Genomic DNA, 13,699 nt, shown 5'->3' with positions numbered 1-13,699 from the left:
TCGTCACTGGGCGTACAACGTCCTGGGCGGGGACCTGGCGGGTAACGGGGGCGCCTTCTGCGGCTCCGGTGGGGCGGGGTAGGTCTCCTATCCCGCCTGCGCGGGCCGGGCGGCGACGTGCGCACGTCGCCGCCCGGCGTCGATCTCATGCGTCGACGAAGAGCGTGCCCGCGCCGGCGAGTCGTTCGACCGTGTGGTCCGGTTCGAGCAAGGTCTCCGGGGTGTAGAAGCCGGGCGGGACCGCTTCCCCGCGCAGGCCGAGCAGCCGTTCGATCCCCATGGCGAGGCCGAGCGAGGTCAGCGGACGCTGGCCGCGCGGGTGGACCAGGTACCGGCTGACGCTCAGCGGGGCGCCCGCCGGGCCCACCCCTTCGAGATCGACCCGGACCTCGACGGACGGGCCGTCGCCCCGGCGCGTCCCCGCGGATTCACCGACCGCGAATGTGTCTCGTCGCCCGCAACGCCAGGCCGTCATGAAGGGCTGTCTTGCCGACGACCCGGCCGCGTTGTGGTAGCTGAATTCCACGGCCGCCGGGTTCCAACTGGTCAACAACGTGACCAGGACGTGTCTCGGTGAGGGCTCGGGATCCATCCATTTCGTGCGACTTGTCCCGTGCACCGGAGGCGACTCGCAGCAGTGGGTTCACGATGGACGCCCGTAAGGCCGCCGAGTGGCGACGTTGCTCGATGGCCGCGCCCGGATCTGCCGGGTGAGGTCAGCTCTGTCCGGCTGCTCGTAGCCTCGCCAGCAGTTCTCGGCTGGTCGAGTCCTCGGAGTCGAAGGCGTGAATCATGTCCTGCTCGGGAGGAACGGCGGGCCCGCGCAGCCGTGCGCCGTGGCACCGGAAACAGAAGCTGATCTCGAAAAGGAACCGCGTGGCGCTGTGCGCCCGGATCTTCCAGACGGGGATGAAGCACCGTTTGAGCTCACCCTCGGGCAGGCCGGCAACGAGCGTCAGCGCGGCTTGGGCCTCGTCCGCTTCCCAGATAGCCACCAGTTGATCGTTTCCGGCGCCGTCGGGACCGAGCACCTCGACGAGTTCGACTCGCTCGTGGGGAACTGGAAGGAACACCGGGCCACGATATAACCCGCACGGCCCTCGGTGTCGGCGATGCGCGGCCGCCGGACACTCCATGATCCTGCGGAGGCCGGTGGATCCCCGCGTCCGGGCTACCGTTCTGGTCCAAAGTGGACGAAGAGGGGCGGCAACGCGGCGCGCACGTCTCGCACAAGGCGCTGTCCTGCGATCCGGGTCACGTTTCATCTGGCGACCGCCCCATCCTCGCCCTGCGCAGGCATGCCGCCACTGCCGCTGGAATACCAGGGCCGCGATCTGGCGGCCCGATTCCACACCGCGGTGACCTTCCGCCGGGGCCGTACCTACCGGTTGGTGGCGACCAGGGCCAACGGCCGGCCCGCGTTCGGCATGTACGTACCGGACCCCCAGGCGGGTATCTGCCACGCGAACGGGCTGATGGTGCTCACCCTCGCCGGCAGCCGGATCCGCGCCATGACCCGCTTCGAAAAGGACGTGCTGCGAAGCTTCGGGCTGCCTCTGGCCCTGCCGGTCGAAGCCGGTCGGCTTGCGGGAACGCCGGGGATCCGGCCAGGTTCGTAGGTCGTGATCCGGCTATCGCGCCCCCGCTTCCACATAAGCGTGACCGCCCTGGAGAAAGACGTCCGCGACTGGATCGAGAACTGGAACCACGACCCCAAACCATGCGATTCGTTGTTCGAGGCCGTCGAAGAGGATCTGAAGTCCGAACTCGAAGGCGTGGTCAGGAGCTGAGGCGTAGTTGGATGCCGCCGAGGTGGGCCGGTTCAGTCCTTGAAGCTGCCGGAGAGGTTGGCGGTATTGGTGCTGCCGGGTGAGCTGCTGCCCCCGGTCCGCGTCAGCAGCTTCCCGTCGACCGTGGCTGTCGCGGCCAAGGTGCCACCACTGTGCCGCATGGCCAGCGTGAATTCGTGGCGGCCGGTGCCGTACGGGACGGCGACCGTCTTGCGCCAGGGGAGGGTGGCCGGGTTTTCCTCTTCGGCTTTCCCGTCGAGAGTGAAGGTCAGGGAGAGGGTGGCCGTGCCGGTCACCTCCAGCTCCAGGAGATGTTGCTTCGGCGCGGCATTCGAGCTGGCCACGGTTCCCGCCGACGGAGCGGGTGTGGCCGGTGGTGCGGGCTCTCCGCACGCGGTGAGGAGCCCTGCGCCCAGCAGCGTGATGACGGCTGTCCGGAACAGTGGGCTCGCGCGGAGAGGCGTTGGCCGCGCTGCCGCGACAGGAACCGTGTGAGGTGGCAAGCCCATGGTTCGTGACCTTACAGAGAAGACCCGGAATCCGTGGTCGACTTCCGGTGACACGCGGCAGTGATCAGGTCGTGGAACGCCGGGCCGTGCCGCCCGATGCTCCCCGCGATCCGACACAAACTGAACAACACCGAACATGGGCAGGGAAATTCTCGGTACCAGTGAGTAGAGGCTTCCGCCGGGTTGCGTGGATATGTACCGTTGATGGGACTTTGGTGCATGTTCGAGCATGCCCACTTCACTCTGCCGGGGGTTCGACATGAGTGTGAGCCGGTCCTTTCGACGTCTCTCGGTCGTTGTCCGGCAGAGGGGGCCGAGAGCCCGCCGTCCGGTCGCCCGAGGCCGAAATCGCGGTGGCCGGCCGGTATGCCGTCGCCCGCGCTCGATGACCATCCACAGTGGACGATGATGCGGTGCGGCGGCTGTGCGACCTCGTCGCACGGCCGCCCACCGCGGTACTGGTCACCGGCGCCGCGGGGATGGGAAAGTCGTGGTTGGCCGCACGAGTGCTGTCCGAGCCCCGGATCGGCGGTGGCATCGTGGTGCGGTGCCGCGGGCTGCCCGACGAGCCGCTCGTCGCGGTGCGGGAACTGGTGCGCTGCCTGCCTGAAGCCGGATGCGACCCCCGTGCCGCGCACGCGGTGGTGGCCGACGGCATGGGGATCTACGAAAGCTGTGCCGCTCTGCGCGATTTGCTGATCACCGCGGCACCCCTGCTCGTCGTGGTGGACGACGCGGACCTCGCCGACCGTGCGTCACGCCGGGTCCTGCGCTGTTGCGCGGCCAACCTCCCGGGTGGGATCTCGCTCGTGATCACGTGCTCGGCCACGGCATCGCCACACCGGTGGGGCGCCGAACACCGCGTCGAACTGGAAGCGTTGACGCCGCTCCAGGTGCGGACGTGGGCGGCCGAAACCTTCGGCGGGCCCGTTCCCGAGGGCTGGGCGGACCGGCTGCACACGCTGACCGGCGGCGTACCCCGGTTCGTCGGTGATCTCCTGCCACGGTTGCGGCCCGAGGACGGCGACCCCCGCCGCGTGCTGGAGCGGCGAGGTGTCCCCAGCGCCATCGAGGAAATGGTGGTCGAGCGGGCCGGTGTGCTTTCCCCCGCGGCGATGCGGGTCGTGGCCTCCGCCGCGTTGCTGCGCGGAAGGTTCGCGGCGGACCTGCCCGCCGACGTTTGCCGTGTGCCCGCGGCGAAGGCCGATGCGGCGCTCGCCCGCGCCGCCGACGCCGGGCTGCTGGCGGTGGGTGACGACGGGTTGTTCGAGTTCCGGCCGCCGCTGGTCGGGATGGTGCTGGCACACACCCTGCCGGCGGCACGACGGCGACGAGCTCACGCCGCGGTGGTTCGCGCGTTGGAGAGCCGCGGCGACGAGGCGCTGACCGAACTGGCGCGTCACGCGCGAGCCGCGGGCGATCTCGCCGCGGCGGCACACTACGCGGTCCGCGCCGCCGACCGCGCCGCACGGGCAGGCGAGCCCGCGGAGGCGGTGGAACTGCTGCGTGACCTGCTCGGCGAACCCGGGCTGGCGCGGCGCGTGCGCACGGCGCTGGCCGGCAGGCTGGGGCGGCTCGCGCTGGGCAGCCTCACCTACGACGACACCGTGGCCCTGCTGGGCGCGATCATCGCGGACGACATGTTGCCCGACGGCGCCCGCGGGGAACTGCGTCTGCACCTGGGCCTGCTGCGCGGAAACCAGGCCGGTGAGGTGGGCGCGGGCTGGGCGGAGATCGTCAAAGCCGTTCCGGAGCTGCGGCGCCGCCCCTTGCTGGCCGCGCGCGCGATGGCGGCACTGGCCATGCCGCAATGGGGCACCTGGCCGGCCGAGGAGCACCTGCGGTGGCTCGCGGAAGCGGAACGCGTCATGCCGAGCCGTGGCGATCCGGCGCTGCTCGCGGCGATCATGGTCAATCGCGCCGGCGCGCTCCTGCAGCTCGGAGATCGGCGCGGGTGGGTGGCGGTCGCGGAGTTGCCACAGGACGGGACCACGGCGGAACAGCGGCAGGAACTGGTACGGGGACACATCAATTTCGCGGACGCCGCCCTCTCGCTCGGCCATCACGCCGCCGGCCGGGACTTCCTCGCCAAGGCACAGGAACTGGCCGCCCACGCCTCGCCTTACCTGCGGCACATGGCCGCCGCCAACGAATTGCGGCTCGCGCTGGTCACCGGGCAATGGACGGGATTGGCCGGCCGGGCCCGGCGCCATCCGGAGACCCGCACCCCGCGTTCGTCCGCCGAAGCCCATCTGGTGCTGGCTCACCTCGCGCTCGCCACGGGCGAGTGGGACGAGGCCGGGCGCCTGCTGGCCTTTCCCGGGCTCGGGATGGAGCAGGGCTGGTACGGGCCCGCCGTCCTGGTCGCCGCCTCGACCAGGGTGCGCCTCGCCGTGCTGCGTGACCGATTACCCGACGCCGTCGCCGAGTTCTCCGCGGCCGTCGAGGTGGTGCGGGGCAAGGGCGTGTGGGCTTGGGCGTCGGAACTGGTCGATGCCGGGGTGGAAACCTTGCTGCGCTTGCCCGATGTCGCCGGTGCCCGGGCGTTGCTCGACGAGTTCGCCGCCGACGTCGAGCCCCGCGATTGCCCGCTGGGACACGCCTTGCTGCGGCACGGGCTGGGCCGGGTGGCCGCCGCCGAAGACAGGCACGACGATGCCGTGGCGTTGCTGACCGAGGCGGCGCGACGGCTCGCCGCTTTGCCGCGGCCCTACGAACAAGCCCGTGCGACGGAGGCCGCGGCCAGGAGTTTGTTCGCCGCCCGCCTCACCGCGCGTGCGATCGAACTCGCCGGTGTCGCCGCGCGCGCGTTCACCGGCCTCGGTGCCACATGGGATGCCTCGCGGTGTGAGCATCTGCTGCGTGAGCACGGCGGCACGCTCGGGGGAGGGCCGGGCAGGCGTGGCTACGGCGGCGACCTGTCACCGCGAGAGCGGGCGGTGGCACGGCTGGTCGCTTCGGGCCACACCAACCGGCAGATCGCCGACGTGCTGTTCCTGTCGCCCCGCACGGTCGAGCGGCACGTCGCCAACGTGCTGCGCAAGCTGGGTGTGCCGTCCAGACGCGATGTCCGGGCAGGCTGACCCGGCCGTGTGCGGCCCGGGAACCCCGGACCGCACACGACAACATCACCGGATTCAGGCGAAGCAGAGCGGCTTGCCGATGTGCTTGTGACACCTGACGGCCCGGGTGGTGGCGCCGGTCTGATTCTTGCTGTCGGAGACGGTCAGCGTCACGGTGTAGGTCTTCGTGACATTCGGGTACTCGTGCGAGGCGGTCTTGCCGGTGGCGGTCGTGCCGTCACCGAAGTTCCACGCGTAACCGGTGACCGCCCCTTCCTCGTCGCTGGACGCGCCGCCGTCGAAGGAGCAGACGCCGCTCTGGCAGCGGCCGGTGAACGCGGCCGACGGCGGCAGGTCGCCCGCCTTGACCAGACGGCGGGTGCTGTTGGTCTTGCCCACGTTGTCGGTCACCGTCAGACGGACACTGTAGTAACCGGATTTGCCGTAGGTGTGCGAGGCGGTCTTGCCGGTCCCGGAGCCACCGTCGCCGAATTCCCAGGAGTAGCCGGTGATACTGCCGTCGGCGTCCTTCGACGCGCCCGCGTCGAACGCGCACGTGGTGTTCGCCGTCGAGCAGCCCGCCGTGAACGCCGCCGTGGGCCTTCCCGGATCCGGCGTGCCCGCCGGGTAGTCCTGGGTGGAACTCACGTCCAGCAGCGGCTCCTTGACGTTGTCGCCGGAGTCGTCGGTCCAGTTGGTGTTGGCGGTGTCGATCAGCCGTTGCCGCACGGCCAGCGCTCCGTCCCGGGTGGTGGGGCGGTTGCCGTTGGCGGTCAGCAGCGCGGCGGCGCCCGCGACGTGCGGAGCGGCCATCGACGTGCCGCTGAGGGCCTTGTACTGCCCGCCGGGGTAGGTGGACAGGATGCACGTGCCCGGTGCGGCGATCTCCACCGACGCGCCGAAGTTGCTGAAGTCCGCCAGTGTGTCGTCCTGATCGGCACGGCAGGTCGACGCCGCCTTGCCGCCCGGCTTGCCGTCGAAGTCCGCGATCGCGGAGACGGTGACGACCTCGGGGTGATTGGCGGGCGAGAACGTCTTGGCGTCCTTGTGGTTGTTGCCCGCCGCCACCGAGAAGACGACACCCTTGGCGACCGCGCCGGAGATGGCCGTCTTGAGGGCGTCGTTCTCGCAGTTCTCGCAGCCGAGGCTCATGTTGGCGACCTCGATCTCGTCGGCGTGCGCGGCGACCCAGTCGACGCCGGACACGACGCCGGACAGCTGGCCGCTGCCGTTCTGGTCGAGCACCTTCACCGCCCAGAGCCGGGCTCCCGGCGCGACGCCCACGACACCGGCCCGGTCGTCGCGGGCGCCGATCGTGCCCGCGACATGCGTGCCATGGCCGTGGTCGTCGGTGCCGGCGTTGTCCGTGCAGGAACCGCTGTTGACACAGTTCGTCCTGGACACCACGTTCAGGTCCGGGTGCTGCGCGTCGATACCGGTGTCGATAACCGCGACGTCGACGTCGACGCTGTAGTCGTCGGTGCCGTTGATCTTCAGGTTCGGGTTGGCCGTGGCATACGCCCGGTCCACGCCCGTCGGAACGGCTTGGTCGGTCGTGCCGACGACCGCGTCGGCCTCGACGGAACGCACCCGCGGGTCGGCCCGTAACGCCCACGCCGCGGCGGGCGCCAACGTCGCCGAGAAACCGTTGACCGCGTGCCGGTAGATCTGACCGACCCGGCCACCGTGCCGGTCCACGAGTCCCGACGCGAACACCGCCGGATCGGTGCCGCGGTCGTTCAGCACCACGATGTAGCCACTGGCGTCCTGTGCCTGGCCGGGCGATGCCGCGGCGAGGGGGACACCGGTCCCGATCGTCAACGCCGGTACGCCGAGCAAGGCGCACAAGATTCTGTTCACACGCAAGGTGTTCCTCCCGATGCAGGGTTTCCGGGGTGTCCGCGGCGAAGCCCGCGGGGAAACCACTGTCAGCCAGGGCATGGACCGGAAACAACGCCGGAAACCGTGGGTGGGATACGCAATCGTCAGCGCCGGAGGTAAGCGGGTCGCGTTGCTTCTTCTCGAGCCGGCCAACGCGGTCGGGTGATGATCGTGGATGAGGCCGGTGCCCAGGTGCCGAGTGAGACGGCTGACGTCAAGCAGGTCGAAGTCACCGCGTCCGCGAGCTTGTTACCAGCAAGCCGAAGGTGTCACGCCTCGTCGCTCGTCCGATGCGGTCGTGTGTCGGCGTCGCCGAGTTGCCCGGTGATCCGCTCGTGGCGGGATGGGTGATCGATGCTGGGCGCCGAGCGGCTCGCCCAGGCGTCGTACGAGACCGCCAGCACCGCGAGAAAGAGAAAGAGCCCACTGGTGTACCGGCTGTTCAGCGTGATGATCAGCACCGCGGTAACCACGATCGGGATCATCGCCACGACGCAGATCAGGCCGGCCTTGTCGGCTGTGCTCCGGCGACGGCGTGCCTCGGCCCGGATTAGTGGCGGTGTGCGGCCGGTGTACCGCGGGTCGCTAGCGCCGTAGCTGTCGCTCCGGTGGCTCGGCACCCGAAAACCGTGGCGGCGGCGGTGAGATCGCCGGTAACGGCCTCGGCGGCGGTGGTTTCGGTCCCGCACCGGAGAGCGCCGGGTACCGCCACGACCGCGGTACCGGGTGGGGGCCCGAGCGGAACGCACGTTCGTGAACGTCGGCGACGCGTTCGAGGCGTTCCTGTTCACGGACAGACTGTTTCTGTTCAGAACCGATCACCTCACGTCTGTTCGACGTTGTCGCCACGCATCTCCGGCAGATGAAGCCGAAGCGCCTTGACGGTTACCGTCGCACGGCATCGCCACGACCGACCTGACGAACTCCTTACGATCAGCTCGGGTCGGCGTGATCGAGTCGCTCGGGCCGCGTGCGTTGTCGCGTATGTCGAACACCGGACGGACGGGAGTTCGGCCGCGCCATCTTGGCTGTCGGCGAGGCATTGGCCGGTATGCGATCGATGGATTGCGCTATGCGGCTTCATCGGCCCCCTGAGGCCGTGGCGGCCGGTCCGGCTCCTTCCGTTGTGACCGCGGCGGTTCGCGGGTCAGGTGAGACAGGCGGATTCCGCGAAAACGTCGTCACGTTCGCCGTGTGGCCGGATCTTCGCGGAGATGGTGGCGGTGCCCGCCTTGGCGAACGTGAAGGTGATGGGGACGGTCATCGCCAGAACGTCTTGGGTCAGCCCCGTCAGCTTCAGCTGGTAAGCGTTGTGCCGGTGGTCCGGTGTGTTCGGCGGTACAGGGACGAGGCCAAGGGCTGTCACTGGTAGTTCTTCGACGCGTTCGGCTGTTCCGTCGCATTCGCGATCCCAATGGATGACGGTCTCTTTCGCCAGCGGGCTGGCGACGTCAACCGCACGACGGCGTCTTGGCCTGCTTCGTAGTGTTCCGTCCGGGGTGGCATGAGGTACACGTTGAGGACGGACATGGGGCCGAGTCGCATCGTGGAGCCCAAGGTCTGCAGTGGTTTGTTCACCCCGGTCAGGGGCGCGGGAGGCGGGTGTGGCGGGCGCTGGCCGGGTGCCGGCCGATCGCTGGACGCGCAGCCACTCAGCACGAGCGCGATCGTGGCCGCCAGGCCGCCGAGACGTCGGTTCCGCGCCGACACGGATGTCACTGGTCTTCCCGGCCGGAGCCACGGCGGTCCCTGCTGGACGCATGATTCGAGAAAAGCCACAGCGCGAGAACCACGGAGCCGGCGATGAGGTCACTGGTGGTGACCTGTGGTGCCGTGCCGATGTCGTACTCGAGAACCGCCGGAGCCGAGATGAGCCAGGCGCCGAGCGGTAGCCGGAACGGGCTCCACGTGCGGCGGGCGGACGGGTCGACGAGCGACGTGGCGCCTAGCAGCAGCAGTGCCGCGCCGGTGAGTCCGTCGTTCCAAAAGGCGTTGAACCCGAGGCCGGTGCCACCGTGGTCGAGCAGGAACGGTGAGAAGACGAGCCACAAGCCGGTCAGGAACGTCAGAGCGTCCACGATCGCCGAGCGCAGACTGTGTTCCAGCGGTGAAGTGCGTGATCGGCTCCGCATATCGTCGTCAAGGTCGAAGTGCGTTCGCACGGCGGGGTTCTCCTTTCACTTCTCCCGGTCGGAGGAAGACGGCACACCGTCGAGCAGTTCGTTCATCGCGGCGAAGTACGGACGTGTGGCGACGGTGCCGCCGAACGCCGCGCGCTCGCACTCGCCAAGGTGAACGGAAGGCCTGTACAGATGGTGTCCGGCTCGGCGTAGTCGTCGACTCCACCGACGAAAGTGACCGACTTGCTGTGTTGCGTCGTACCGGTCTTGCCGAAGTCGGGGCGCGTCCAGCCCGCGGCACCCGCCGCGGTGCCGGACTTCGTCTCCTCGCTGAGCCCAGCGCGCACTGTGTCGGCCATAGCACGGGAGATGACTCGTTCAGGGCTCCTGCGGAACCTGGACGGCGTTTCCGTCGCGGTCGGTGATGGACAGGACCGGCGCCGGAGGGCACCGGACGCCCCCGCTCATCAGGGTGGCCGACACGTTCGCCATCTCGAGCGGGCTGACCGCGCTGCTGCCGAGGGTGAAGGACAGCAGATGCGAGAACGTCGTTGACCCGATTGGACAGTGCACCGGCGCCGAGCACACCCGGTGCGGCGATACCCGCCAGCCGTGTGATGCCGCGTCGTCCTGTCATGACGTCGCCCAGGCTCAGACCGAGTGCCGGAGCCTGCCGGCAGTGTCCTGCGGGACCGATTCCCGTTCCTGGGGGCCGCCCTGCGCTCCGCGTTCGGCCGCCAGCCTGCGAACCCGCTCGGCGTCGTGCCGTAACCGCGCGATTTCCTGCTCCGTGCATGCGGGAACCGGGAAACGCGTGTTCCGGAGGGTGCCGACCGTCACTGACTCATCACCTCGCACTCGAACCACCATCGTCGTCACACCCGGGATCGGTGCGGTCCCGAAGGCAACGGTGGCACAGTGACACCGTGCGGCACCTGACGAACTCCTTACGATCGGCCATCTTCGGAATTCCGGTTCGATCCGATGGGCACGCCGTCGACGCGGCGCCGTTTCGGACGGCGGCGGTTCACCCCGGGTGAGGCGTCAGGACAGTCGTTCGTGCCAGTGTGCGAAGGCGCGGACAAGGTCGGCTGGGGCGTCGGAGCGACGCAGGAGCCGCGTCTGCTCGTCGATGTAGTGCCGATAGAGCGGACACAAACCCGCTGCCAGCTCCGGAGCCGCCGCCGTAGGATCCAACGGGCGTCCCGCTCGGACATCCGCCGCCAGGCGGACGAGAGAGGGCGCGGTCGACTGAGGATGGGCGAGATACCAGGCGACGGCCTCGTCGTTGGTGGCGGCGCGTCCGTCGGTATTCGTGGTGGTGTACAGAAAGCGGACCGGGAACAGGACGGCCTTGGTGAACCACACCGGATCGCTCAGGAGCCGGTCGGGGCGGCGGAACTCGTCGGTCACCTCGTCGGTCGCCAGGACGTCGATGGCGAACCGGGAACTCTCCAGCAGCAGTTCCCTGGCAGTCGGCCGGGTGGCTTGCCCGGCGACGTCGTCGCCGAGCAGAAGCCGGCCATGGGCGGACAACTCCAGGCGGTCGAGCGCGGGGAAGCGCCCATCATCCTGCCCCTCACGCAGAGCCGGAAGGGAACACCAGAACACGGAGAGCTTGCGGTGCAGGGGACCACGACGACGTAGCGTGTCGCCCATGGAGGCCATGGCGGCGGGGTCTTCGTCATGAATGCCGGTAAGGATGACGGCCAGGTCGATGTCGCTGACGGCCGGCGCGTAGCCGCCGTACGCGAGGCTGCCCATGAGGTAGACAGCGGCCAAGCGTTCGGTGAAGACGTCCTGATAGGCACGAGCGCATTCGCCGGCGACGGCAAGTGCCGCCGCGGCAGGGTCAAGGCCGGCGGTGGCGGTCATGCGGCGGCGAACCCGGTTTCCCGCTGGGCACATTCGGCGATGCGGTCGGAGACCACGGTGATGACTTGCCATGCCCGGTCCAGCACCGTGAGCAGGTCGTCCACCGTCCAGTCGGTGCGTCGCCGCAGAACCTGGTAGCCCATCTCGAGATGCTCGGCGTCGGCTTCGTCGTGCAGCGCGAAGTACGGGTCGCCGGGGAACGCGCGGATGCCGGCTTGGCTGAGGACGAGGCTTCCCGCTTCGAGCGCGAGGTGGGCGAGGACGGCGCGTTGGACGCCCGGAAGGACCGCGAACTGGTCGACGAACCACGACGCGCCCGCCTCGATGACGGGATCCCAGACGAGCCGCTCGTCCTCCGCGCGGCTGCGGGCGAGGATGGCGTCATGGCCGACCTCCTCCTGCTGGTGCGTCAGTGCGAGCGCACGCAGATCCGGATCGGTCTCGAAGGTGACCCGGGCGCTGATCATCCGCTGGAAGGCGTTCGACCACGGCTGCAGGTAGGTGAGTGCGGCCTTTTTCGTGGCCATGTCCGTATTTTCGTCGGCCAGCAACCGGATCAGGGCCGACGACTCGTATTCCCGTTGCCGCTCCTCGTTGTAGCGGGCGATGCGCTCCACGTCCTGGTGGGTCATGGTCGGCTCCTTCCGGTGGCGCTGTGCGAGATCATCTTTCCGGTGGTGGCGTGCAAGATCAACAGCCGGGAGAAGGCGAGGCGCGGGCTGTTCGTAGACGGGGAACCGGAAGTACGTGGTGACGTCGCCCGACCGGCCCGCGGCGCGGTAGCTGACCAGTTCAAGGGTGCCCCGGCTGTCCTCGAGCGGGCCGGGTGCCAACGCCGTCGCGAGGGCGCGGAACCGGCCGGGATCCACGTTCTCGCTCCGTAACAGCGTCGAGGTGCGGTCCACGGCCTCCTGGTCGCCGGCGGTCAGGTCGGCCAGCCGGAGGTAGGTCGTGGACTCGGTCGCGCGGTTCCGGCCGGGACGGAACGCCAAACAGCTCAACGCCGCTTCGCCCGCATCGGTACGGTCGCCGGCGAGCGTCCGGTAGGCGACCAGCGCGTCTTCGGTGTCGTGGTGCAGTGCCGTCCCGGCGATCCGGTTCATTTCGGCGATGTCGGCGCCGTGGTTGCGGTAGTAGATCTTCACCCTGGCCGCCGCTTCGTCGATCAGGTCCACGGCGAAGAACTCGATTTCGCGGGCGCCGTCGGCGTTCTCCACCCGGTCACGGGCATCGTTCCAGGCGTCGGTCATCCCCAGCCGCGCCATCGCTTCGTCCACGGCGGAGTAACGCAGTGAGTGCGGCCAGGCGTACAACCCGAAGTAGGTCTTGTGAACCACGTGGGAGGGCGGACGCCATGCGAACGAATGCCACAGCGGGGCCGGGGACGGCCTGCCCGCTCGTGGACCGAAGATCTCGTGAATCCCCTCCAGACGATCCGCGGTGCCGGTGATGCCGGTCACCGCCGCCGGGAACGGGGCCCGGTCGTCACCCAGGCTGTCGAACAGTATTCGCAGCTCCGGGTGCCGCCCGGACCAGTTCACCGACATCTCGGCCGGAAACCCGTCGCCCGCCACATAGGACGGCCGGGCGGGGGTGTATCCGATCCGTTCGTTCGTCCACGTGGGAAGCACGGCTCGCAGCATCCGGGTGGCCCACGCCGACTGGTCTTGCGGTAACTCGAGCGCGTCACATGCCGTTGTCCATAGTCCACAAAGGAAGTCGCCGAACAGTCGACCTTGCGCCGGATAGTTTTCCGTTGTATAGACCGGAAACGATGGTAATCGACTGGTCACCAGGGGAGGCTATCAGGTAGGTGCACATTCAACTATCAAGCTTTACCCGAGTGGTCCAACCCGTTGCCCTATGTGGATCAACGGGAGTCCGGGTTGGACACGCAGGGGCACGGTCAGACCGGCGCCGGCATGATCGTCATCGCATGTTTGACCAGGCGGATCAGGGCGAGCTTGCTGGAGTTGCGGTCGCGTGCGTCACACAGGACGATCGGGACCCGATCGGGGATGACCAGCGCTTCGCGAACCTCCTCGGTGGTGTAGCGCGGCGCGTTGTCGAAGCAGTTCACCGCGACGACGAACGGGATTTTCCGGCGCTCGAAGAAGTCGATCGCGGCGAAGCTGGTCTCCAGGCGCCGGGTGTCGACGAGCACGACGGTCCCGATCGCGCCGCGCGCCAAGTCGTCCCACATGAACCAGAAACGCGCCTGCCCCGGCGTACCGAACAGGTACAGCACGTGGCGCGTCGAGATCGTGATCCGGCCGAAGTCGAGGGCGACCGTCGTCGTCTGCTTCCGTTCGACTCCGGACAGATCGTCCACGCCGACGCCGGCTTCGGTGAGCACCTCCTCGGTGGTCAGTGGCGGGATCTCGCTCACCGAGCCGACCATGGTGGTCTTCCCGGCGCCGAAGCCGCCGGCGATGATGATCTTGACGGGCGTGGGGACCATG

15 protein-coding genes are annotated in these 13,699 nt (G+C 69.0%); 3 read left to right on the top strand and 12 right to left on the bottom strand.

What is annotated here, in order from left to right:
- Positions 1-145 precede the first annotated feature (145 nt).
- Both ACZ3HL_RS23045 and ACZ3HL_RS23040 read right to left on the bottom strand, forming a co-directional pair.
- Positions 146-475, bottom strand: coding sequence for a hypothetical protein (locus tag ACZ3HL_RS23045; RefSeq protein WP_465533521.1), 330 nt, complete (start codon positions 473-475; stop codon positions 146-148).
- Between the two features lie 241 nt (positions 476-716).
- Complete coding sequence (locus ACZ3HL_RS23040; protein WP_465533519.1) at positions 717-1,073, bottom strand: hypothetical protein; 357 nt, start codon at positions 1,071-1,073, stop codon at positions 717-719.
- 225 nt (positions 1,074-1,298) lie between these two features.
- Between ACZ3HL_RS23040 and ACZ3HL_RS23035 the strand changes: the two genes are divergently transcribed.
- Complete coding sequence (locus tag ACZ3HL_RS23035) at positions 1,299-1,619, top strand: hypothetical protein (protein ID WP_465533517.1); 321 nt, start codon at positions 1,299-1,301, stop codon at positions 1,617-1,619.
- Between the two features lie 39 nt (positions 1,620-1,658).
- The gene (locus tag ACZ3HL_RS23030) at positions 1,659-1,790 is read left to right on the top strand and encodes a hypothetical protein (RefSeq protein ID WP_465533515.1); all 132 of its coding nucleotides are present in this window, start codon (positions 1,659-1,661) and stop codon (positions 1,788-1,790) included.
- 32 nt (positions 1,791-1,822) lie between these two features.
- Here the strand turns inward: ACZ3HL_RS23030 and ACZ3HL_RS23025 are convergent, their stop codons facing one another.
- Positions 1,823-2,134 (bottom strand): hypothetical protein, encoded by a 312-nt coding sequence (locus tag ACZ3HL_RS23025; RefSeq protein WP_465412599.1) that lies wholly within the window; start codon positions 2,132-2,134, stop codon positions 1,823-1,825.
- Between the two features lie 563 nt (positions 2,135-2,697).
- Here ACZ3HL_RS23025 and ACZ3HL_RS23020 point away from each other — a divergent pair.
- Complete coding sequence (locus tag ACZ3HL_RS23020) at positions 2,698-5,382, top strand: helix-turn-helix transcriptional regulator (RefSeq protein ID WP_465533513.1); 2,685 nt, start codon at positions 2,698-2,700, stop codon at positions 5,380-5,382.
- 54 nt (positions 5,383-5,436) lie between these two features.
- Here ACZ3HL_RS23020 and ACZ3HL_RS23015 read toward each other — a convergent pair whose 3' ends face one another.
- The 9 genes from ACZ3HL_RS23015 to ACZ3HL_RS22975 form a co-directional block, all read right to left on the bottom strand.
- Positions 5,437-7,221, bottom strand: a complete 1,785-nt coding sequence (locus ACZ3HL_RS23015) for a S8 family serine peptidase (protein WP_465533511.1) — start codon at positions 7,219-7,221, stop codon at positions 5,437-5,439.
- 290 nt (positions 7,222-7,511) lie between these two features.
- Positions 7,512-7,862, bottom strand: coding sequence for a hypothetical protein (locus ACZ3HL_RS23010; RefSeq protein ID WP_465412602.1), 351 nt, complete (start codon positions 7,860-7,862; stop codon positions 7,512-7,514).
- Positions 7,863-8,957: 1,095 nt separating this feature from the next.
- Positions 8,958-9,320, bottom strand: a complete 363-nt coding sequence (locus ACZ3HL_RS23005; RefSeq protein WP_465533509.1) for an SPW repeat domain-containing protein — start codon at positions 9,318-9,320, stop codon at positions 8,958-8,960.
- A 146-nt stretch (positions 9,321-9,466) separates the two neighbouring features.
- Positions 9,467-9,721, bottom strand: coding sequence for a hypothetical protein (locus ACZ3HL_RS23000; RefSeq protein ID WP_465533507.1), 255 nt, complete (start codon positions 9,719-9,721; stop codon positions 9,467-9,469).
- A 19-nt stretch (positions 9,722-9,740) separates the two neighbouring features.
- Positions 9,741-9,935: a hypothetical protein gene (locus ACZ3HL_RS22995; RefSeq protein WP_465533505.1), complete on the bottom strand. Its 195-nt coding sequence runs from the start codon at positions 9,933-9,935 to the stop codon at positions 9,741-9,743.
- 78 nt (positions 9,936-10,013) lie between these two features.
- Positions 10,014-10,202 carry a hypothetical protein gene (locus ACZ3HL_RS22990; protein WP_465412605.1) on the bottom strand — a complete coding sequence of 63 codons (189 nt, stop codon included), beginning with the start codon at positions 10,200-10,202 and terminating at the stop codon, positions 10,014-10,016.
- A 204-nt stretch (positions 10,203-10,406) separates the two neighbouring features.
- Positions 10,407-11,237, bottom strand: coding sequence for a hypothetical protein (locus tag ACZ3HL_RS22985; RefSeq protein ID WP_465533503.1), 831 nt, complete (start codon positions 11,235-11,237; stop codon positions 10,407-10,409).
- On the bottom strand, positions 11,234-12,868 hold the full coding sequence (locus ACZ3HL_RS22980) for a hypothetical protein (protein ID WP_465533501.1): 1,635 nt from the start codon (positions 12,866-12,868) through the stop codon (positions 11,234-11,236). The genes ACZ3HL_RS22985 and ACZ3HL_RS22980 overlap by 4 nt, the downstream gene beginning before the upstream one ends.
- 275 nt (positions 12,869-13,143) lie before the next feature.
- Entirely contained in the window at positions 13,144-13,698 is a 555-nt protein-coding gene (locus ACZ3HL_RS22975; RefSeq protein ID WP_465533499.1) for a GTP-binding protein, read from the bottom strand.
- Between the last annotated feature and the right edge of the window lies 1 nt (position 13,699).

The organism is Amycolatopsis sp. NPDC000009 (assembly GCF_055563465.1).
The sequence above is the reverse complement of the archived record's forward strand: the minus strand, read 5'-3'. Positions and strand labels throughout refer to the sequence as shown.

What these genes read in the sequence shown, in the direction of transcription:
- ACZ3HL_RS23045 (WP_465533521.1), bottom strand. Translation starts at nt 475, where the DNA reads ATGACGGCCTGGCGTTGCGGGCGACGAGACACATTCGCGGTCGGTGAA.
- ACZ3HL_RS23035 (WP_465533517.1), top strand. Translation starts at nt 1,299, where the DNA reads ATGCCGCCACTGCCGCTGGAATACCAGGGCCGCGATCTGGCGGCCCGA.
- ACZ3HL_RS23000 (WP_465533507.1), bottom strand. Translation starts at nt 9,721, where the DNA reads ATGGCCGACACAGTGCGCGCTGGGCTCAGCGAGGAGACGAAGTCCGGC.
- ACZ3HL_RS22985 (WP_465533503.1), bottom strand. Translation starts at nt 11,237, where the DNA reads ATGACCGCCACCGCCGGCCTTGACCCTGCCGCGGCGGCACTTGCCGTC.
- ACZ3HL_RS22975 (WP_465533499.1), bottom strand. Translation starts at nt 13,698, where the DNA reads ATGGTCCCCACGCCCGTCAAGATCATCATCGCCGGCGGCTTCGGCGCC.